This window comes from Peribacillus sp. AS_2, assembly GCF_026891895.1.
In the GTDB taxonomy this organism is placed as follows: Bacteria; Bacillota; Bacilli; order Bacillales; family DSM-1321; genus Peribacillus; species Peribacillus frigoritolerans.
Genome location: NZ_JAPTGA010000001.1, coordinates 286,377 through 305,991 on the forward strand (window position 1 = coordinate 286,377; position 19,615 = coordinate 305,991).

19 protein-coding genes and 1 riboswitch are annotated in these 19,615 nt (G+C 42.0%); of the genes, 16 read left to right on the top strand and 3 right to left on the bottom strand.

What is annotated here, in order from left to right; translation table 11 throughout:
- Positions 1-44: 44 nt before the first annotated feature.
- From OTG27_RS01340 to sinI, 5 genes are all read left to right on the top strand, one after another.
- Positions 45-464, top strand: coding sequence for a TIGR03826 family flagellar region protein (locus tag OTG27_RS01340; protein ID WP_268936009.1), 420 nt, complete (start codon positions 45-47; stop codon positions 462-464).
- Positions 465-688: 224 nt separating this feature from the next.
- A complete protein-coding gene (gene flgM / locus OTG27_RS01345) occupies positions 689-952 on the top strand; it encodes a flagellar biosynthesis anti-sigma factor FlgM (protein WP_063574691.1) in 264 nt (87 codons plus the stop codon).
- A gap of 80 nt (positions 953-1,032) precedes the next feature.
- Positions 1,033-1,431 (top strand): flagellar protein FlgN, encoded by a 399-nt coding sequence (locus OTG27_RS01350; protein WP_268936010.1) that lies wholly within the window; start codon positions 1,033-1,035, stop codon positions 1,429-1,431.
- 338 nt (positions 1,432-1,769) lie between these two features.
- Entirely contained in the window at positions 1,770-2,327 is a 558-nt protein-coding gene (hpf, locus tag OTG27_RS01355) for a ribosome hibernation-promoting factor, HPF/YfiA family (RefSeq protein ID WP_048684017.1), read from the top strand.
- A gap of 629 nt (positions 2,328-2,956) precedes the next feature.
- Positions 2,957-3,042, top strand: a riboswitch (cyclic di-GMP riboswitch).
- A 30-nt stretch (positions 3,043-3,072) separates the two neighbouring features.
- Positions 3,073-3,213, top strand: a complete 141-nt coding sequence (gene sinI, locus OTG27_RS01360) for a DNA-binding anti-repressor SinI (protein ID WP_084737319.1) — start codon at positions 3,073-3,075, stop codon at positions 3,211-3,213.
- 148 nt (positions 3,214-3,361) lie between these two features.
- On the opposite strand, the gene OTG27_RS01365 is transcribed toward sinI, so the two are convergent.
- A complete protein-coding gene (locus tag OTG27_RS01365) occupies positions 3,362-3,685 on the bottom strand; it encodes a helix-turn-helix domain-containing protein (protein ID WP_268936011.1) in 324 nt (107 codons plus the stop codon).
- Between the two features lie 419 nt (positions 3,686-4,104).
- Between OTG27_RS01365 and secA the strand changes: the two genes are divergently transcribed.
- The 9 genes from secA to OTG27_RS01410 all read left to right on the top strand — a co-directional run bounded on the left by secA (position 4,105) and on the right by OTG27_RS01410 (position 15,579).
- Entirely contained in the window at positions 4,105-6,618 is a 2,514-nt protein-coding gene (gene secA, locus OTG27_RS01370; protein WP_268936012.1) for a preprotein translocase subunit SecA, read from the top strand.
- 149 nt (positions 6,619-6,767) lie between these two features.
- Positions 6,768-7,866 (top strand): peptide chain release factor 2 gene (prfB, locus tag OTG27_RS01375; RefSeq protein WP_223255851.1). Its coding sequence is split into 2 segments (ribosomal slippage): positions 6,768-6,830 and positions 6,832-7,866, totalling 1,098 coding nucleotides; the frame shifts between segments, so codons are not numbered across the junction.
- A 156-nt stretch (positions 7,867-8,022) separates the two neighbouring features.
- Complete coding sequence (locus OTG27_RS01380) at positions 8,023-8,886, top strand: YitT family protein (protein ID WP_258249168.1); 864 nt, start codon at positions 8,023-8,025, stop codon at positions 8,884-8,886.
- Positions 8,887-8,935: 49 nt separating this feature from the next.
- Positions 8,936-9,280: a cytochrome c551 gene (gene cccB, locus OTG27_RS01385; protein WP_057278129.1), complete on the top strand. Its 345-nt coding sequence runs from the start codon at positions 8,936-8,938 to the stop codon at positions 9,278-9,280.
- A gap of 292 nt (positions 9,281-9,572) precedes the next feature.
- A complete protein-coding gene (gene ftsE, locus OTG27_RS01390) occupies positions 9,573-10,259 on the top strand; it encodes a cell division ATP-binding protein FtsE (protein WP_034309898.1) in 687 nt (228 codons plus the stop codon).
- Entirely contained in the window at positions 10,249-11,142 is an 894-nt protein-coding gene (ftsX, locus tag OTG27_RS01395; RefSeq protein ID WP_063574694.1) for a permease-like cell division protein FtsX, read from the top strand. The genes ftsE and ftsX overlap by 11 nt, the downstream gene beginning before the upstream one ends.
- A 93-nt stretch (positions 11,143-11,235) precedes the next feature.
- Entirely contained in the window at positions 11,236-12,627 is a 1,392-nt protein-coding gene (locus tag OTG27_RS01400; protein ID WP_057278128.1) for a murein hydrolase activator EnvC family protein, read from the top strand.
- A 141-nt stretch (positions 12,628-12,768) separates the two neighbouring features.
- Entirely contained in the window at positions 12,769-14,193 is a 1,425-nt protein-coding gene (locus OTG27_RS01405; RefSeq protein ID WP_098185485.1) for a S41 family peptidase, read from the top strand.
- 192 nt (positions 14,194-14,385) lie between these two features.
- Positions 14,386-15,579, top strand: a complete 1,194-nt coding sequence (locus OTG27_RS01410; RefSeq protein WP_268936013.1) for a PDZ domain-containing protein — start codon at positions 14,386-14,388, stop codon at positions 15,577-15,579.
- Positions 15,580-15,645: 66 nt separating this feature from the next.
- Here OTG27_RS01410 and OTG27_RS01415 read toward each other — a convergent pair whose 3' ends face one another.
- A complete protein-coding gene (locus OTG27_RS01415; RefSeq protein WP_057278125.1) occupies positions 15,646-16,635 on the bottom strand; it encodes an ABC transporter substrate-binding protein in 990 nt (329 codons plus the stop codon).
- Positions 16,636-16,825: 190 nt separating this feature from the next.
- On the opposite strand from OTG27_RS01415, the gene OTG27_RS01420 reads away from it, so the two are divergent.
- Positions 16,826-17,830 (top strand): FecCD family ABC transporter permease, encoded by a 1,005-nt coding sequence (locus OTG27_RS01420; RefSeq protein ID WP_268936014.1) that lies wholly within the window; start codon positions 16,826-16,828, stop codon positions 17,828-17,830.
- Positions 17,827-18,882 carry a FecCD family ABC transporter permease gene (locus OTG27_RS01425; protein WP_057278123.1) on the top strand — a complete coding sequence of 352 codons (1,056 nt, stop codon included), beginning with the start codon at positions 17,827-17,829 and terminating at the stop codon, positions 18,880-18,882. Before OTG27_RS01420 ends, OTG27_RS01425 begins: the two co-directional genes overlap by 4 nt.
- 56 nt (positions 18,883-18,938) lie before the next feature.
- On the opposite strand, the gene OTG27_RS01430 is transcribed toward OTG27_RS01425, so the two are convergent.
- Positions 18,939-19,472 (bottom strand): YceI family protein, encoded by a 534-nt coding sequence (locus OTG27_RS01430; protein WP_053536834.1) that lies wholly within the window; start codon positions 19,470-19,472, stop codon positions 18,939-18,941.
- Positions 19,473-19,615: the final 143 nt, after the last annotated feature.

The window sequence follows — 19,615 nt, forward strand, 5'->3', positions numbered from 1 at the left end:
CAGTACTGAAGAATAATCGCCGTGATGGTGAAGGAGGGGCCTCGATGGATGTATTCAACTGTCCAAACTGTAATTCGTTATTCGTTATGACGAAATTCCGTGATGTGTGCGATGCCTGTTATAAAGAAGAAGAAGCCCAATATGATAAAGTGTATGCATATATTCGCAAGAAAACAAATAGTACGGCGTCCATGATGCAGGCGGTTATGGAAACCGGCGTTGAAGAAAGGTTAATTATTAAATTTGTGAGAACCGGAAAGCTGAGAATTTCACAGTTTCCCAATCTCGGAATTCCTTGTGAAAAGTGCGGCGCCAACATCAAGAGCGGAAGGTTATGCGGCAAATGCACCAATTCGCTCGTTACGGATTTGCAGGCATTTGAATATGAAGAAAAGCGCCTGACTGAAATTCAAGGAAATGATAAAAAAAATACGTACTATATGAAGGATGAGCAAAAAGGGTAATTCATTCATGGAAACATAATGCCGTTTTTGTTAGAATATTCGATATTGAGAACAATATTCGACAATGGGTTGTGAAGGAAAGATTACAGCAAACAATTAAAGAAATCGGTTCCTTGTCGATAAAAAAGATAGGGAGAATAACACAGTCCAGAGCCATTTTCATGTGTTAAGGAATCGAAACATAATGGGATTTATAAAATCGACCGAAGGAGAGGATCTGGAATATGAAAATCAATAACGTCGGTATGACAGGTGTTAACCCTTATAATCTTCAAGCCAATAAAACGGGGAATATCAAGGAATCCAAGGTCAAATCCTCGGATAAAGTTGAAATTTCTTCAGCGGCAAAAGAAATGCAGCAAGAATCGAAGATGATTGCTGCAAGACAAGCAAAAGTGGATGAACTGAAAATCCAGATTGAAAAAGGAAATTATAAATTGAATGCACAAGCCACGGCTAAGGGTCTCATCGATTTTTACCGAAAATGAATTTTTCATGAAAAAGAAGCTTGAATGAAGTGGACGGAGCTAGTTTCCGTCCTTCATTTATGAGCGGAGGAGGCAGCGAAATGACTGCACGGAACATCATCGGATCGCTTGAAAAATTGATCAAGCTTCATAAAAGCTTGAATCAATTGGCGATAAGAAAAACGGCCATTTTGAAAGCGAATGATACCGAGGCGATTACTGCCCTGCTGATTTCGGAACAAAAGCATATTAAAGCGATCAGCCAGACGGATAAGGAAAGAGAAAGGGCAGTCGAGGAATTTCTTGCAGCCAATGGAACGGCGGGACAGCCTGCCTCCATCCATACCGTGACGGAACTGACAGGACCAGAAGAAACGGAAGTCCTTAAAATGCTAAAAGCGGCATTGATCGATGAAGTGGCAAAGCTGAAGGAGCGGAACGGTTTAAATCAGCAACTGATCTATCAGTCTCTTCAATTCATCTGGATATCCAGGAAATGAATAAGAAGAAAAAGTCCTCCAATAAATACACAAATCCGTATGAAAGTCTATCAGTGGATGGCGTGTTCTATGATAAAAGAAATTGATTTCCTTCCCTTTTGGAGTCCAAATGGTTTCGACGTTAAATATTTTTAAATTTTCTGTAAATAAAATAGGCTTAATTTTTTCTTTCTAGCATAGCATTTGATATAATGAAGCTAGGGCAGACATCAACCCTTTCCAAACCTTCCGACAATTGTTTCATTATTTCGACATATTTCATGATGTGTTTCTAAAAGGAACCGGAGGGGTATTGTAGAATCTAACTGTATAGTCTTAATTTAAGGAGGACTCACTTTATGAATTACAACGTACGCGGTGAAAACATTGAGGTAACTCCAGCAATTCGAGAATACGTCGAAAAGAAAATTGGCAAGTTAGAACGATATTTTAACAATACACCAGATGCAAATGTGTTAGTCAATTTAAAAGTGAACAATAATACATCTAAGGTCGAAGTGACGATTCCCATGCAGAATTTGGTTCTTCGCGCTGAAGAGGAAAATGCGGATATGTATGCTGCCATTGACTTGATCAATGATAAGCTTGAACGCCAAATTCGTAAACATAAAACGAAGGTCAATCGCAAGTTCCGAAACAATCTATCGACTACACCCGATGCATTCGCCTTCAATACGGAAGCTGACGAAGTGGTGGATGAATTCGAAGACGATAATGATATTGAAGTGGTCCGCAATAAACGCTTTGATTTAAAGCCAATGGACAGTGAAGAAGCGATTTTACAAATGAATATGCTTGGTCACAGTTTCTTCGTTTACACGAATGCGGATACTAATACAACAAACGTAGTGTACCGCCGAAAAGATGGACGGTATGGATTGATTGAACCTAGTTAATTATTATTCTAAGATCAAAAGCACAGCACAGCCCAGCCTCTGGGTTGTGCTTTTTTACATGTTGATAGAATCCGTTAGAACGTAAAAATGATTGCTTCTTTTTGTTCTCTAAAAAACAAAAAGTTCACTTAAAAGAACAAAAAAATGTTCTTCATTAAGATAAATAGTCAATTTCATCTATTAAAATACCTCTATCTTTTGCACTTACTCGAATTGTCAGTTCTTTAAAAAGAACAATAAGTTATTTGTAGAAAACAATTTGATCAAGGTGCAGAGGGGGTTGGATTATTTGTATCGAAAGAATTGCCATACATGCCATAGAGCTTCTTTTAGCAGTGCGGAATATGGAAAGTGGCTTTGCCCGACCTGAGATGAGGATTTAACTTCGCAAAAAGCCCACGAGGCACTTATAATCGAGAGAATCAATACATCCCAAAGAATTTTTAAGAAGAGAAAACGAAATTGAATTAGTCTATGAAAAATCACCTGAACTTCAAATTTTCTTAATATTGTAATATTTTGTCGGATGAAAGTTTTTGCATTTATGTGGATTACCGACATAAAATAGCAATATATGGAGTGTGTATCCGTTATAATATGATTATAGGTAATGTATTTGGTAATAAATACCACGACAAAGGCAAACTCCTTGAAAAATGAGGGCGCAAAGGCACAGGTCTAAGGTCCTTTTGACTATGATGGCTGGTCTGCCTGAAATACAAGAGTATTTTAGGAGGTAGAAGAGGTGGCTAATGTGGAAATGGATCAAGAATGGGTGAAATTGATTTCTGAAGCAAGAAGCTTGGGTTTCAAAAAAGAGGAAATCATTGCTTTTTTAAAACGGGAAAGCCCTGAGGCAATTTTTGAGGAGAACGATGGAAAATAGGTTCCGAACAAATTCGAGAACATCCCTATAAACAGTGGTTCGATTCATAGCTGTTTATAGGGTTTATTCTTCCTTGGGATTCTTGTGTGTCTAGCTTATTCAAACTGTATTCATCAGGATTATGTAAGTAAACTAGTGCACTACCACTCTACTCTTCTTTATCTTTTCTCCACTTATTAAACTCGATGAATTCCCTGAATTGTTGTTTTGAGACACCCGAATTCATGGCTTCCTCAACGATTTTCATCCACTCATTGTCCAAGGTTTCCTTATTTGGAGCATCGTAAAGCAGGGCATCAACTGGGATGTTAAGTACGGAGGAGATTTTTTCAAGAAATTGAATAGAAGGATTCGTTTGTAAGTTCCGCTCGAGCGAACTTAAATAAGACTTTGCAACACCTGCTTTATCGGCAAGTTCAGTCATCGACATTTTCTTTTCTTCTCGCAGTTTTTTTACACGTTCACCAATCATCAATACCACCTCGAAACATGTTCTATTTATCTTCCGCTAAAAAGTTTCGGCAGCCCACCTTATCATTCAAAACATGACGCCTGTAAGGTTGGATTACCTTGACATGCTATCTCTAGAGAGGACACAGCATCTAGTGATGGAAGGTTATGGATAATTCACATTTGCATATGGAATAATGGGGAGTTTGCAACATATTTTTTATACTTCCTCCTATTTTAACAGTTTTCCTCCTCATTTATCCATTGTTTTTCGCAAGAATTGCATTCAGGTCTATACCAGCGAAGTGACATGAAGTTGTACCTCTATGATAGAAGTGGTAAAATTAAGCGTGCATTAGTAATAATAGAAGGTGTGTTTCTTCTTACTTATATGAATTTTATCATTGAACGATCATTACCATAATAGAGGAGCGTTATTGAATGCTTAATATATTAAATAAAGTTTTTGATCCGAATAAGCGAGAAATCAAACGTTTAGAAAAAATCGCCGATCAGGTCGAAGCGCTGGCTGATGAAACTGCTGCGTTATCGGATGAACAGTTGCGTGCCAAAACGGAAGAGTTTAAAGAGCGTTATCAAAATGGGGAAACCGTTGATGATTTGCTTGTCGAGGCTTTTGCGGTTGCGCGTGAAGGGGCAAAGCGTGCTCTGGGCTTATATCCTTACCGTGTTCAAATCATGGGTGGGGCATCCCTTCATGATGGAAATATCTCCGAGATGAAAACAGGGGAAGGTAAAACTTTAACATCCACGATGCCGGTTTATTTAAACGCGCTTACCGGTAAAGGTGTACATGTCGTTACCGTCAATGAATACTTGGCACACCGTGATGCCACCGAAATGGGTGTATTGTATGATTTCCTCGGTTTGACCGTCGGGTTGAATTTGAACAGTCATTCTAAAGAAGAAAAGCAGGCAGCGTATAATGCTGATATTACGTACAGTACGAATAATGAGTTAGGTTTTGATTATCTTCGTGACAATATGGTGTTATATAAAGAACAAATGGTACAGCGTCCCCTGCACTTCGCTGTCATCGATGAGGTCGATTCGATTTTGATTGATGAGGCGAGAACGCCATTGATCATTTCAGGTTCGGCACAGAAATCGGCTCAGCTTTATATCCAGGCCAATGCGTTTGTAAGAACCTTAAAGAAAGATACGGACTACACATATGATGAAAAGACAAAAGGTGTTCAGCTGACGGAAGATGGGATGAATCGAGCTGAAAAAGCGTTTAATATCGATAATTTATTCGATATTAGTCACGTTACTTTGAATCATCATATCAATCAGGCGTTAAAGGCTCATGTTTCCATGCATTTGGATGTGGATTATGTCGTCCAGGAAGGCGAGATAGTCATCGTTGACCAATTCACCGGCCGTTTGATGAAAGGCCGCCGTTACAGTGAAGGTCTCCACCAGGCGATCGAAGCGAAAGAAGGACTTGAAATTCAAAATGAAAGCATGACTCTTGCGACGATTACATTCCAGAACTATTTCAGGATGTATGAAAAACTTTCAGGTATGACCGGTACAGCCAAAACGGAAGAAGAGGAATTCCGCAATATTTATAATATGAATGTCATTGCGATCCCGACAAATAGGAATATCATCAGGGATGACAGGGCAGATCTTATATATGCGACAACTGATGGGAAATTCAAGGCTGTTGTGGAAGACATCGCCGAACGTTATACAAAGGGTCAGCCTGTGCTTGTCGGTACGGTTGCCATCGAAACATCTGAGGTCATATCTGCCTATTTATCCAAAAAAGGCATCCCTCACGATGTTTTGAATGCAAAAAACCATGAGCGTGAAGCGGAAATCATTGCGAATGCGGGTAATCAAGGCTCAGTTACGATCGCTACTAACATGGCAGGTCGCGGTACGGATATCAAGCTTGGTGAAGGTGTCAAGGAGCTTGGGGGCCTTGCCGTCATCGGCACGGAACGTCATGAAAGCAGGCGTATAGATAACCAGCTGCGTGGCCGGTCCGGCCGTCAGGGTGATCCAGGGGTCACTCAATTCTATTTATCAATGGAAGATGAATTGATGCGCCGCTTCGGTTCGGATAACATGAAAAACATGATGGCACGCCTAGGTATGGATGATTCCCAGCCAATTCAAAGTAAAATGGTGACAAGGGCCGTTGAATCCGCACAGAAACGGGTCGAAGGCAATAACTTCGATTCACGTAAGCAATTACTGCAGTATGATGATGTTCTCCGTCAACAACGGGAAATTATCTATAAACAGCGTTTCGATGTCATGGAAAGTGAAAACTTACGTGAAATCGTCGAAACGATGATCACGGCATCCATCCAGCGAAATGTTGTCGCGTTTGCTCCAATGGGCGATGAGGAAGGCTGGAATTTACAAGGCCTTGTCGACTACCTGAATGGTAACCTATTCAATGAAGGTTTAATCACTGTGGCTGATTTGGAAGGGAAAAACGAATCGGAATTGGTTGAGTTCATTTTAGCAAAAGTGAAAGAAGGCTATGACCAAAAAGAAGAAGAGCTATCTGAAGAACAAATGCGTGAATTCGAAAAAGTAATCGTTCTTCGTGCAGTCGATAGTAAGTGGATGGACCATATTGATGCAATGGAGCAGCTGCGCCAAGGGATCCACCTTCGTGCTTATGGCCAAATCGATCCGCTTCGTGAATATCAATCCGAAGGTTTTGCGATGTTTGAAGCGATGATTGCTTCAATGGAAGATGAAGTCGCGAAATACATCATGAAGGCTGAAATCCGCAACAATTTGGAACGTAAGGAAGTCATAAAAGGACAAGCGGTCAATCCGAAGGAAGAAGACGGGGGAAAAGTGAAAAAAGCCCCTGCCCGTAAAAAGGAAGAAGTTGGAAGAAACGCGTTATGCCCATGCGGCAGCGGTAAAAAATATAAGAATTGCCATGGCAATTTAGGCTAAAGTTAGGTGTATAATGAAGATGAGACGGTTAAGTCCAAGGCTAGCCGCCTCTTTTCATGTTTAGTTTGCATATAATGAAGAGGTTTATTGTAATGAAGGGAATCCCTCTTCAGGGATTTTTTTTAACATACTTAATGAGGTGAAGAGAAATGGAATTAGCAGAAATAAGAAATGAACTTGAACGGACAGCGCAGCGATTAACGGACTTTAGGGGGTCTCTTTGACTTAGATGAAAAAGAGGCACGAATCGCACAGCTAGAAAATGAGATGACACATCCCGATTTTTGGAATGATCAGCAAAAAGCACAAACTGTCATCAATGAAACGAATGCTTTGAAAGAACAAGTCAATCAATTGTCCGACCTGAATGAATCATATGAAAATCTGGATTTGACATATGAATTAGTGAAAGAGGAGAATGATCAAGAACTTTTAGCTGAGCTGGAAGAAGAAATCACGGTTCTTGCACAAAAGATGAATGACTTTGAACTTCAACTTTTATTAAGTGAAGAATATGACTCGAAAAATGCCATTCTTGAACTGCATCCTGGTGCAGGCGGTACGGAGTCTCAGGATTGGGGTTCCATGCTGTTGCGCATGTATACAAGATGGGGTGAAAAAAGAGGCTTTAAAGTGGAAACCCTTGATTACCTTCCAGGTGATGAAGCTGGGATCAAGAGTGTCACTTTAATTTTCAAAGGCCATAACGCCTATGGGTATTTGAAAGCGGAAAAAGGGGTACACCGTCTTGTCCGTATTTCTCCTTTCGATTCCTCAGGACGACGCCACACTTCATTCGTTTCATGTGAAGTCATGCCGGAATTCGATGAGACGATCAATATAGAAGTACGCACGGAAGATTTGAAAATCGATACGTACCGGGCAAGTGGTGCAGGTGGTCAGCATATCAATACAACGGACTCGGCGGTCCGGATCACCCATTTACCTACGAACACCGTGGTAACGTGCCAAAACGAGAGATCTCAAATCAAAAACAAGGCCCAGGCCATGAATATGCTGAAAGCCAAATTGTATCAACGTGAAATTGAACAGCAACAAGCGGAATTGGATGAAATCCGCGGAGAGCAAAAGGAAATTGGCTGGGGAAGCCAAATTCGTTCTTATGTTTTCCATCCGTATTCCATGGTTAAAGATCACCGTACTAGTGCGGAGACCGGAAACTTGGGAGCTGTCATGGATGGGGATATCGATATGTTCATTGATGCGTACTTGCGTTCAAAATTATAAGATCAGCCAGTCGGACCGGTTTCCCCGGTCCGGCTTTTTTTATGATTTCCCTTTTTAATGAATCTTCTGGCTGACATTTACAGGATTGAAAAGGGATGCTCTACCTCGTTCGGCCAATACTAGATAATAATGATGGTTCGAGGAGACTTATGCAAAATGAAGAGAAGATACAGGGAGCAGAGGCATCCTTTCATTCAAAAGTTAACGGAGTATGGATTGGTGATTGTAGGTTCGTCCATAATTGCCATTGGTTTTAATGTGTTTTTACTGCCTAACCAGGTCGCATCCGGAGGGGTCAGCGGGATTAGCACGATTCTCAGGTCAACTCTCGGTTGGGAGCCGGCTTATGTTCTTTGGGGTTTTAATATCCCTTTGTTCATTGCGGGGCTTATTATCCTCGGAAGGCATTTCGGAGCCAAAAGCCTGATTGGAACCTTGTTCCTGCCTTTAGTGGTATTTCTGACAAAGGATTGGGAGGCATGGACGAATGATGCATTGCTTGGTTCGATTTGCGGGGGGATGATGGTCGGGCTTGGGCTGGGAATCGTCTTTCGCGGCAAGGGTTCCACTGGGGGGACCGATTTGGCGGCACAGATTTTCCATAAATATACCCATCTGTCATTGGGGACCTGTGTGGCTGTCATTGATGGAATCATCGTTTTAAGTGCTGCCATCGTTTTTGATATTGAAAAAGGCCTTTATGCATTGATTGGACTATATGTGACAAGCAAGACGATCGACCTTGTCCAGATTGGATTGAACCGTTCGAAGATGTCACTGATCATCACGAATAAAGAAATGGAAGTAAGGGATGCTATCTTACATGAGCTGGACCGGGGTGTAACAGGCATATCCGGGTATGGCGGCTATACGGATGATACTCGTCCAATTTTGATGTGCGTAATAGACCAGTCGGAATTCACCAAATTGAAACAATTGGTGAAACTCGTTGACCCTAAAGCGTTTGTAATTGTAATGGACGCGTCGGAGGTACTTGGGGAGGGTTTTAAACTGGATTGAAATTGGTATAATGTTCTTGTGCTGGTATAAATCAGAGGGGGTAAGTTCAATGAAAATGAAGTGGTTAGCCTTAGTTCTGGGTACTTCTTTGGCCTTGGCTGCATGCGGTGGGAACGATGATGCTGCAGATAAAGAGCCTGCAAGTGAAAATAACGAAACGACTACGGCAGGTGCCGGTGATGCCGCAAAAATTTATGAAAACAAATGTTCAAGCTGCCATGCAGTGAATCTTGAAGGCGGCGTGGGACCGAACTTGACGAAGGTAGGTTCCAAGCTATCAAAAGAAGACATTGAAAAAGTCATTGCGAATGGCCAAAGCGGCGGAATGCCAAAAGGTATAATCAAGGGCAAGGAAGCGAGCATGGTCGCTGAATGGCTTGCTGAACATAAATAATGATTAATGAAACGTTCTGCTCAGCGGGACGTTTCATTTAGCCTCAATTAAACCCTCGAAACAACTCGCGATCAACCACTTATCAAGCAATCAAATCCTGGAATTATTACATAGATGTTGATATATGTCTAACTGAAATGAAACTGTAATATTTTTTATGCTTAATTTGACAAAATATGATGTTATAATGTTTCTGTGCTCAAGTAAGGGAGATTCCTGTCAGATTTCAGTGAAAATTGTCGAAAAGCTGTATATACATAGTGATAATCCAAGCAAATTAGGTGGTTTTAGAATGATAGAAATGATAGATGTGAAAAAGACATACCCAAATGGCGTAATTGCCATAAATGGAATCAATGTGAAAATAAAGCCAGGCGAATTCGTTTATGTAGTGGGTCCGAGCGGTGCCGGAAAATCGACCTTCATCAAAATGATGTATAGGGAAGAAAAGCCTACAAGCGGTAATATTTTGGTCAATGGTGTAAGCCTGCCAAGTATCCGCAATTCGAAAGTTCCTCTATTCCGCCGTAATATCGGTATGGTATTCCAAGATTTTAAACTCCTTCAAACATTCACTGCATATGAAAATGTTGCTTTTGCCATGGAAGTTATTGAAAAGGAACCAGAAGAAATCAAAAAGAGAGTCATGGAAGTTCTTGATCTGGTTGGCATTAAACATAAAGCGAGAATGCTTCCTTCCGAGTTATCTGGTGGGGAACAGCAAAGGGTTGCAATAGCCCGTTCGATCGTCAATGATCCCAAGGTAGTCATAGCCGACGAGCCTACAGGTAACCTTGATCCCGAAACATCATGGGAAATCATGAACATATTCGAAGAAATTAATAAACGCGGAACTACACTGGTCATGGCCACACATAATAGGGACATCGTCAACAATATTAAACGACGTGTCATTGCCATTGAAAGTGGAAAAATAGTTCGCGATGAACATCGAGGTGATTACGGATATGAAATTTAGAACATTGCTCCGTCACTTCCGTGAAAGTTTTAAAAATATTGGCCGTAATGGATGGATGACGTTTGCTTCTGTCAGTGCAGTAACGGTCACTCTAACTTTGGTTGGCGTCTTTTTAGTGCTCATGATGAATTTAAATCATATCGCGGGAAATGTGGAGAAAGATGTCGAAGTTCGTGCACATATTGATAATGCGGCGAATGATGACGATATAAAAGCTATCGGTAAGCAAATTACGGAGATAAACGGTATCGAATCAGTGATTTTCTCTCCAAAAGATGAAGAGCTTACTAATTTAATAGATGATTTAGGAGATAATGGTGATGCTTTTAAACCATTTGAACAGGATAACCCATTAAGGGACGTTTATGTTATCAAAACGAAATCTCCGCAAGATGTCATCAAGGTGGCAAAGAAAATCGAAGGTATGGAATATATCCAAAGTGTTAAATATGGACAAGGCTACGTCGAGAAGCTATTCAGCTTTGTTAATATTGCTAGAAACATAGGGATCGTTCTTATTGTAGGCTTACTATTTACTGCAATGTTCCTGATTTCGAATACGATTAAAATTACCATTGTAGCCAGAAGAAAAGAAATTGAGATCATGAGATTGGTAGGAGCGACGAATACATTCATCCGTTGGCCATTCTTCTTGGAAGGACTTTGGTTGGGAGTCCTCGGTTCCATCATTCCGATAGGACTGATTGCAGTACTCTACTATAATCTTTATAAATATGCAGCACCGCAGATTACGTTCAAATTCATAGATTTCCTGCCTGCAAATCCGTTCATTTATCAAGTATCGGCCATCCTCATCGTAATTGGTGCGGTTATCGGAATATGGGGCAGCTTGATGTCAGTCAGGAAGTTCTTGAAAGTTTAAATTGTATCTTTACTCGAAAGCCAAAAGTAGCCAGACATAAATAGAGAGACGTTACAAGGCAAGGATGTAACGGGTTGAAAGGGGAAATGAAACGTGAAAAAAAATATCATTGCCATGAATGCCTCCATCATGATCGGGTTGGGAAGCATTCTGGCGGCACCTTCGGTTTATGCTGAGTCTATATCGGATTTAGAGAAACAGAAAGAATCCATCCAGGAAAAACGTTCAGGTGTTGAATCGAATATTTCCGACACGGAAAAGAAAATCGATAGCCTGCAGGATAAGCAAATGACAGCAGAAGACCAAATAGCTGCCATTGAAGCGAAAATCGCAGAGTCCGCAAAAAAAATCGATGCTAAAAATGCTGAAATTACACAAACGAAAAAAGAAATCGAGGCATTGAAAGAAGAGATTAAAGTATTAAAAGAGCGGATCGCGAAACGTAATGAAGTATTGAAGGAAAGGGCACTTTCTTTCCAGGAGACTGGCGGGGACGTGAACTACCTTGAAGTATTATTCGGATCATCCAGTTTTGGGGATTTAGTTGACCGTGTCGGAGCTGTAGCGACAATCGCTGAAGCCGACCGCGATATTTTAAAGCAGCATGAGCTGGATAAAAAGGATCTCGAAGAAAAGCAAAAAGCCGTTGAAACGAAGCTTGCCAGTTTAGAAGTGGCAAAAGCTGAACTATTGGAAATTCAAAAGCAACAAAAACAGCAGAAGCAAGAAAAGGATGCATTGGTTAAAAAATTAAAGCAACAAACTGAAAAGCATGAACATGAGAAGATGGGTCTAGAGGAAGAAAAAGCGAATCTTGCTGCTCAAGAAAAAGCCATCAAATCAGCCATCAGCTTGGAACATCAACGTCTTGCCGAATTGGAAGCAGCTCGTAAAAAAGCGGCAGCCGAAGCGAAAAAACGTGCAGAGCAAGAAGCTGCACAAGCGGCTGCACAAGCAGCATCACAAGCATCACAGGCAACCGAAACAAAAAAACAATCCACTTCTTCAGGATATAGTGCAAAAAGCAACAGTTCATCATCATCTTCACCCGCTTCGTCTAATGTAAGTCAAGCGCCAGCCGTATCATCGGGTACTTTCACTAGACCTAGTGCAGGATATGTATCTTCAACAATGGGTGAACGCTGGAATAAACAGCATGCCGGCATCGATATAGCTGCTAGCGGAACGGTTCCGGTTGTAGCGGCAGCCGACGGGGTCGTAAGCCGTTCTTACTTCTCAAGTACATACGGTAACGTCGTCTTCGTTACCCACTCGATCAGCGGTCAGCAATGGACTACTGTGTATGCACACTTAAGTTCTAGACAAGTAGGCGAAGGTGCTGTAGTTGCAAAAGGTCAACAAGTTGGCATCATGGGTAACACAGGACATTCCTTCGGTCAGCATTTACACTTTGAGCTACATAAAGGCCCATGGAATTATAGCAAGTCAAATGCTGTTAATCCATTAAACTATGTAAATATCTAATACCCAATATATCAATGGAAAAACAGACAAGGATAAATTCCTTGTCTGTTTTTTTATGTGGTGTCATCATTTTCTATAAGCATATTCTTTTCATTCCCCTCATATAGTGAAATACATATCAGGTCAGAAATGGGGATAAATATGGTGAAAAAATGGGTACTTCCTCTAGCTATCATCATGTCACTAGCCATTGGAGCAGTGGGGGGCATATATTGGACAAGCCTTCCGGCCAAGAATGAAGCAAAGGACGAAAGCCAAGAAATATCGAAGGATAAGGAATGGGCAAAGGTTGAACAAGCCTACGGTTTGATCGTAAGTCAATATGTAGAGCAGGTGGATGGCTCCAACCTGGTTGAGGGTGCCATCCAAGGCATGCTGTCAGCGCTGAAAGATCCTTATTCCGTATATATGGACAAGGAGACCGCTAAGCAATTCAATGAAACTCTGGATTCCTCTTTTGAAGGGATCGGGACTGAAATCGGAATGGAAGATGGTAAGGTCATCATTGTTTCTCCTTACAAAGACTCGCCTGCAGAAAAAGCTGGATTAAAGCCGAAAGATCAAATCCTCAAGGTGAATGGCGAGAGTGTAGAAGGTTTGGATCTGTATGAGACACGCCTGAAAATCCGCGGCGAAAAAGGATCACCTGTCAAAATGGAAATAAAGCGGGCAGGGATTGATAATCCACTTGAATTCAGCATGGTGCGCGCCGAAATTCCATTGGATACCGTATTTTCATCAATTAAGGAAGTCGGCGGAGAACAAATCGGTTATATCGAGTTGACCACATTCTCGGAAAATACTGCAAGTGATTTCAAAAAGCAGATTAAGAAGCTGGAAAAGACGGGAATCAAGGGCTTGGTAATAGATGTACGCGGCAATCCAGGCGGCCTTCTTTCCAGTGTGGAAACGATTCTTGGTGAGTTCATCACAAAAGACAAGCCCTATTTGCAAATTGCCGAAAGAACGGGGGAAACACAATCGTTTTTCACAAGCCTTAAGAAAGCGAAAAGTTATCCCATTGCTGTCTTGACGGATAAAGGGAGCGCATCTGCCTCGGAAATCCTGGCTGGCGCCATGCAAGAGGCGGGAGGCTATCCATTGGTTGGCGAGAAGACTTTCGGTAAAGGCACAGTACAGCAAGCTGTACCAATGGGTGATGGCAGTAAGATTAAACTTACGTTATATAAGTGGCTGACTCCTTCAGGGAACTGGATCCATAAAAAAGGGATCGAACCGACGATCAAAGTCAAACAACCGGAGTATTTTAATGCCCATCAGCTGGCGATTGAGAAGGTGTTGGAGCGGGATATGAATGATGAACAAATCCAGTATGCCCAAAGCATTCTGAAAGGACTCGGATTTGAACCGGGTCGTGAGGATGGATATTATGATTGGAGTACAGAAATCGCAGTAAAGGCATTCCAAAAACAATTCGGCCTGGAAGTGACCGGTAAGCTGGATGCTAAAACCGCAGCGCATCTGGAATCCGCCATTCTGGAAAAGATCCAGGATGAAGATAATGATATCCAGTTACGCACGGCTTTGAATTATTTAGTGAAGTAACTTGATGGCATCGTTCCCCTTGGAGCGGTGCCTCTTTTGCATTTAATCGTTCCTTGCCTGCCAACTTGAGATAAACCTAATTTTTCTGCATCTTAATAGGCATGGAGGTTACATTTTTGATAGAATAGGAGGTAACTGACCAGAACGAAGTTTGACAAAATTTTGATTACTTTTGAGGATGGTGGAAAGAAATTGACAACGGATTGGCTGATTGCATGCTTAATGGGATTAGGAAAACTTTTCCTTCACCCTTTGCTTTATGTTTCGATTGCCTATTGCTTATTCATCGGCTATCTTCGCGTTAAACGGGAACGCCATGATTTTAATACGAAGATCTACAGTTTTTCCATGGAGCTGCGTTCCATGCTGCCTCTAGGATTGATAGGGGGGATGATCCTTTCCTTCCTTACGCTGGCCACCGGACTCGCCATTCCTTTGGCGGCAATGTCCATCATGGCAGTGGTTACGGTTTTGGCGATGCTATCCATGAAAAAGAGGTTTGTTTCCCCCGTTTATACAATGGGGCTCACTTTCTTTATCCTGTTCTTTCTATATGATAGAGATATCGAGCTGACGTTATTTCAGGATTCCCTTAATCAGCTAGATCGGTCCGTATATCCGACACTTGTTATTTTAATGGGGTTATTACTGATTGCTGAAGGGTTTTTGATTGTTGCTAATGGAAGTAAAAAGGTCTCTCCTCACTTGGAGGTATCCAAAAGGGGGCAGCCGATAGGTGTGTATGTTTCACAGCGGGTCTGGCTAATTCCCATGTTCGTTATGATTCCTGGAGGACAACTTCCAGCGCCTTTCGAATGGTATCCGGTTTTTACAATCGGGGACATGTCCCTGTCGCCGATCGTACTGCCCATTTTAATCGGCTTTGAGCAAAAAGTTCATGGGACGCTCCCGGAACTGGCAATTAAGGCGCAAGGCAAAAAGGTAGGGGCATTGGGAATTGTAATTACGGTATTGGCTGCAGCTGGTTACTGGTACCCTCCATTGGCAATCATAACGGTTGTTTTGGCAATCCTTTGCCGTGAATTCCTGCATCATTCCCAAAAGGCAATGGATCAAAAGCTTCCTTTTTATTTTTCGAAAAGTAAGCTGGGTGTCCAGATCTTAGGCGTTATCCCTCAATCTCCGGCAGATAAAATGGGGTTGCAAAAAGGCGAGGTCATTTCGAAAATAAATGGGGTCGTCGTCAGGGAAGAAGAAGAGCTATACAGGGCGCTACAAATAAACCGGGCACATTGCAAGCTCGAGGTCATCGATAATAATGAACAGATTCGTTTTGTGCAAAGAGCTCTATTTGACGGGGAGCATTACGAACTGGGCCTCTTGTTCGTTGACGATCAATTGAAGGAAAGCGGACAAGTGGGTTAATGATATAAAATAAAAGGCCTTTCTCGAATTATATCGAGAAAGGCCTTTTTCAATGGAAACGAGTTATTACTTTTCAAGCATGATTTTTTCTATATCTTCCAGCATTTTATTAGCTGCAATTACTCCACCAGCTGTATTCCATGTTGCGTCGCTGACCTCATGGGCATTTCCGTTTTTGACTGCATCAAGGTTTTTCCAAAGTGGATCATTCGTCCATTCTTTTGCTGTGCTTAGGGCTTGTTTGTCTCCTTCAGGAGCGTAGGTGAAGTAGAAGAGAATATCTCCATCCATTTTAGGGATGACTTCTTTTCCAACCTCAATGGCAAGGTTGCCTAATTTATTATCTGCAGTGAAAAGTTCCTTCTGTTGTTCTGCACGTTTAAATCCTAATTGATCGAAAATCACTCCAGAGAATGAATCTGTGTAATAAATACGAGTAGTTCCAGCCATGAAACGAACAATGGAAACTTCTTGATTTACTTTATCACCCAATTTAGCTTTAAGATCTTCAGTATTTTTATCGAATTCCGCAATTACATCGTTACCTTTTTCTTCAAGGTTCAAGGCTTTTGCATAAAGTTTGAAGTTCTCTTTCCAATCTCCTCTTAGCGTTTCCGAGAAAACGGTAGGGGCGATTGCATTTAATTTATCATAAACAGCTTCTTGGCGTATCTTGCTTCCGATAATCAAGTCAGGCTTCAGTGATGCGATTTTCTCTAAGTTAACTTCATGTTCAACACCAACAACTTCGACCCCATCCATATCATCTTTAATATGGTCGTACCAAGGGTCACCAAGCCATGATTGAACGGCACCAACAGGTTTAATTCCTAGAGCGATCAATGCTTCAGTACCTTCATTTGTTAAAACGACGACTCTTTTAGGCGTTTCTTTCAACTCGGCAGTGCCCATGGCATGCTTAATTGTGTAGCTTTTCTCCTCTTTCTTGTCTTCAGCTTTATTTCCATCGGCCTTTTCATCCGAATTCCCGCAAGCTGCTAGAAGGAAGACTGCAAATATTGTAAAAAGCGTTAATAAAGACTTAAATCTAAACATCTATGTATCCCTCCCAATTTGTCAGCAAATGATAATCATTCGCACTTAACAGCATCATCATAAAATGAATATACTTTTCTGTCAATATATAATTGAAAATGATTCTCAAATTCGTTGACATAATCCCGTTAACGCCAGTACAATTGAATTAAATACTGATATACAAACGTGATTGGAAAGGTAACTGGATATGTTATTAAAAAATTCATGGCAGAAATGGATGGGGCTGCTCATTACCATTCTTTTGCTGCTGTTTTTACTGTGCTCAAGCATTGTATACGGTTATACGGATACAACATGGAAAATGGCCATCGATGCTTTTACCGATTTCAATGGGACGAATGAGCACATTGTCATTCAATCAGTCAGACTTCCGCGTGCCCTGATTGCTTCGGCCATCGGTACAAGTTTAGCCATCTCCGGGGTTTTGATGCAAACGCTAACTAAAAACCCCCTCGCCTCCCCGGATATATTCGGAGTCAACGCCGGGGCGGGATTGGCGGTGGTCACTGGTGTCACCGTTTTTGGGATAAGCAATCTTCAAGTATTCACATGGCTGTCATTCCTAGGGGCCGCCATAGCCGCGATAAGCATATTTATGATTGGAAGCATGGGACGCGGCGGCTTGACACCGATGAAGCTGACATTGGCAGGTGCAGCCATGACGGCGATGGTAGCCTCACTTACACAAGGTCTTCTTGTTTCTAACGAGGCTCTTTTAGAGCAAGTCCTATTCTGGCTTGCCGGATCCGTTTCCGGTAGAAGCCTGGACAATTTAGTTGCCGTCCTGCCTTATCTTGCCGCAGGCTGGGTCCTTGCCTTGATCATGTCCGGTAAAATGAATGTGTTATCCATGGGTGAAGATGTTGCAAAGGGTCTTGGACTGAATATAGTATTCCTTAAACTGGCCCTTGGGCTGGCAATCATCCTGCTCTCTGGCGGATCAGTAGCGGTTGCGGGTCCGATTGGCTTTATAGGAATCGTCGTTCCGCATCTTACCCGTTCTATAGTTGGCATCGATCATCGCTGGTTGATTCCCTTCTCTGGACTTTTCGGAGCGGTGCTTTTGATAGCAGCCGATGTCATATCCAGGTATATCCTGATGCCTCGCGAAGTTCCGGTTGGAGTCATGACAGCCATAATCGGGACCCCATTCTTTATTTATATAGCTAGAAAGGGGTTCAGCGGTCGATGAAGTCATATAAGAGCTTTCGTTTGTTTAATGAAAAAATATCATTCTTGATGGATAAAAAAGCCATGATCGTGATTTTCATATTATTTTTAGTCACTTCACTAGTGTTTGTGATCAGTACTGGAGTGGGTGAAATGAATATAAATCCGCTAAGCGTTCTTCAGGTCTTTATCGGAGGGGGGACGGAGAGCGACCGGCTTATTATCCAATCTTTCCGCCTGCCTAGAATAATTGTTGCCCTGTTGGTAGGGATGGGCCTTGCTGTAGCTGGGGGTATCCTTCAAGGGATGATTAGAAACCCACTTGCTTCGCCTGATATCTTGGGGATTACGGGAGGAGCGACTGTAGCGGTCGTTGGATTCTTGGCCATTTTTAGCGATAAGAACCATTCATTAACGGTGAGCATCAATTGGCTGCCGGTAGCTGCATTCATTGGGGCGACAGTCGTGGCCTTACTCGTTTATTCATTAGCCTGGAAAAATGGGGTTCCCCCGATCAGGCTTGTGTTGATCGGGATTGGGGTGATGGCTTTAATGAAGGCGCTCACCACGATGATGATGATTCTTGGTCCAGTCTATCAAGCGAGCCAGGCAAACCTTTGGATCACCGGGTCAGTGTCCACCTCCACTTGGAATAATATCGCTGTATTGGCACCATGGACGATTCTATTCCTGTTAATTGCCTTCCTGTATGCCAGGAATATTAATTTACAGGAGCTAGGCGATGACCTGGCAACGGGGCTTGGGGGGCATGTCCAAAAACAGCGGTTTACTTTATTGATGATCAGTACGGCCTTGATTGGCGGTTCCACGGCTTTTGCTGGGGGAATAGGGTTTGTGGGATTAATGGCACCGCACATGGCCAGAAGGCTGGTTGGTTCTAGTTTTGGAGTGTTACTGCCGACTTCGGCTTTGCTTGGCGGCATCCTGGTTATGGTGGCGGATTTGATTGGACGGACTTTATTCTCACCTTTGGAAATACCGGCTGGTGTCTTCACAGCGAGCATCGGGGCACCATACTTCATTTATTTACTATATAAAACGAGGAATTCGTAATTCCGGTAAATGCAAAAAGAAGCAGTAATCCTAGGGAGGACTGCTTCTTTATTTCTTTAAGCTTCTTTAGCTGCTTCGATTTCGATGGTAAGCGTGATTTGATCGCCGATCAGTACGCCGCCTGTTTCTAATGCCGCGTTATAGGTTAGACCATAATCACTGCGTTTGACTTTCCCTTTTCCGCTGAAGCCTGCTTTTTCATTTCCCCATGGATCTTTCCCTTGGCCTTCGAAGGTGATGCTGAAAGTTTCTTCTTGTGTAACTCCATTAAGAGTCACATTTCCAGTTACATCGTATTCATCTTCATCCGTTTTCACGATTTTCGTTGATTTGAATGTTAATGTAGGGTTTTTTTCTACATCAAAGAAGTCAGCGGAACGTAAGTGATTGTCCCTGTCTGCATTGCGTGTGTCGATACTGGCCACATCAACGGTAAAATCAATCTCTGCAGTCGTTAGATCCGATGGATTTGCTAGAATGCTTGCCTCGAACTTATTAAAACTTCCTTTTACTTTGGCGATCATCATATGTTTTACGGAAAATTCAATAGCGCTGTGAGTCGGGTCGACTATCCATTTTGTATTTGTCATATTTATTCCTCCTGATTATTAATCTTGAATTTATATATCTTTAATTTGAGATATCTTAACTTAATGTAATTATAAGAGCTGAAAGCAATAGTGTCAACTGAAAGTTTTCCTTAATTTTGAAAACATGAAAAACCCTGTGCATT

Coding starts and splice junctions, on each gene's coding strand:
- OTG27_RS01420 (WP_268936014.1), top strand. CDS start 16,826: ATGTTATTAAAAAATTCATGGCAGAAATGGATGGGGCTGCTCATTACC.
- ftsE (WP_034309898.1), top strand. CDS start 9,573: ATGATAGAAATGATAGATGTGAAAAAGACATACCCAAATGGCGTAATT.
- OTG27_RS01365 (WP_268936011.1), bottom strand. CDS start 3,685: ATGATTGGTGAACGTGTAAAAAAACTGCGAGAAGAAAAGAAAATGTCG.
- OTG27_RS01350 (WP_268936010.1), top strand. CDS start 1,033: ATGACTGCACGGAACATCATCGGATCGCTTGAAAAATTGATCAAGCTT.
- OTG27_RS01405 (WP_098185485.1), top strand. CDS start 12,769: ATGGTGAAAAAATGGGTACTTCCTCTAGCTATCATCATGTCACTAGCC.
- OTG27_RS01380 (WP_258249168.1), top strand. CDS start 8,023: ATGAAGAGAAGATACAGGGAGCAGAGGCATCCTTTCATTCAAAAGTTA.
- OTG27_RS01415 (WP_057278125.1), bottom strand. CDS start 16,635: ATGTTTAGATTTAAGTCTTTATTAACGCTTTTTACAATATTTGCAGTC.
- secA (WP_268936012.1), top strand. CDS start 4,105: ATGCTTAATATATTAAATAAAGTTTTTGATCCGAATAAGCGAGAAATC.
- OTG27_RS01430 (WP_053536834.1), bottom strand. CDS start 19,472: ATGACAAATACAAAATGGATAGTCGACCCGACTCACAGCGCTATTGAA.
- hpf (WP_048684017.1), top strand. CDS start 1,770: ATGAATTACAACGTACGCGGTGAAAACATTGAGGTAACTCCAGCAATT.
- OTG27_RS01425 (WP_057278123.1), top strand. CDS start 17,827: ATGAAGTCATATAAGAGCTTTCGTTTGTTTAATGAAAAAATATCATTC.
- flgM (WP_063574691.1), top strand. CDS start 689: ATGAAAATCAATAACGTCGGTATGACAGGTGTTAACCCTTATAATCTT.
- ftsX (WP_063574694.1), top strand. CDS start 10,249: ATGAAATTTAGAACATTGCTCCGTCACTTCCGTGAAAGTTTTAAAAAT.
- cccB (WP_057278129.1), top strand. CDS start 8,936: ATGAAAATGAAGTGGTTAGCCTTAGTTCTGGGTACTTCTTTGGCCTTG.
- OTG27_RS01340 (WP_268936009.1), top strand. CDS start 45: ATGGATGTATTCAACTGTCCAAACTGTAATTCGTTATTCGTTATGACG.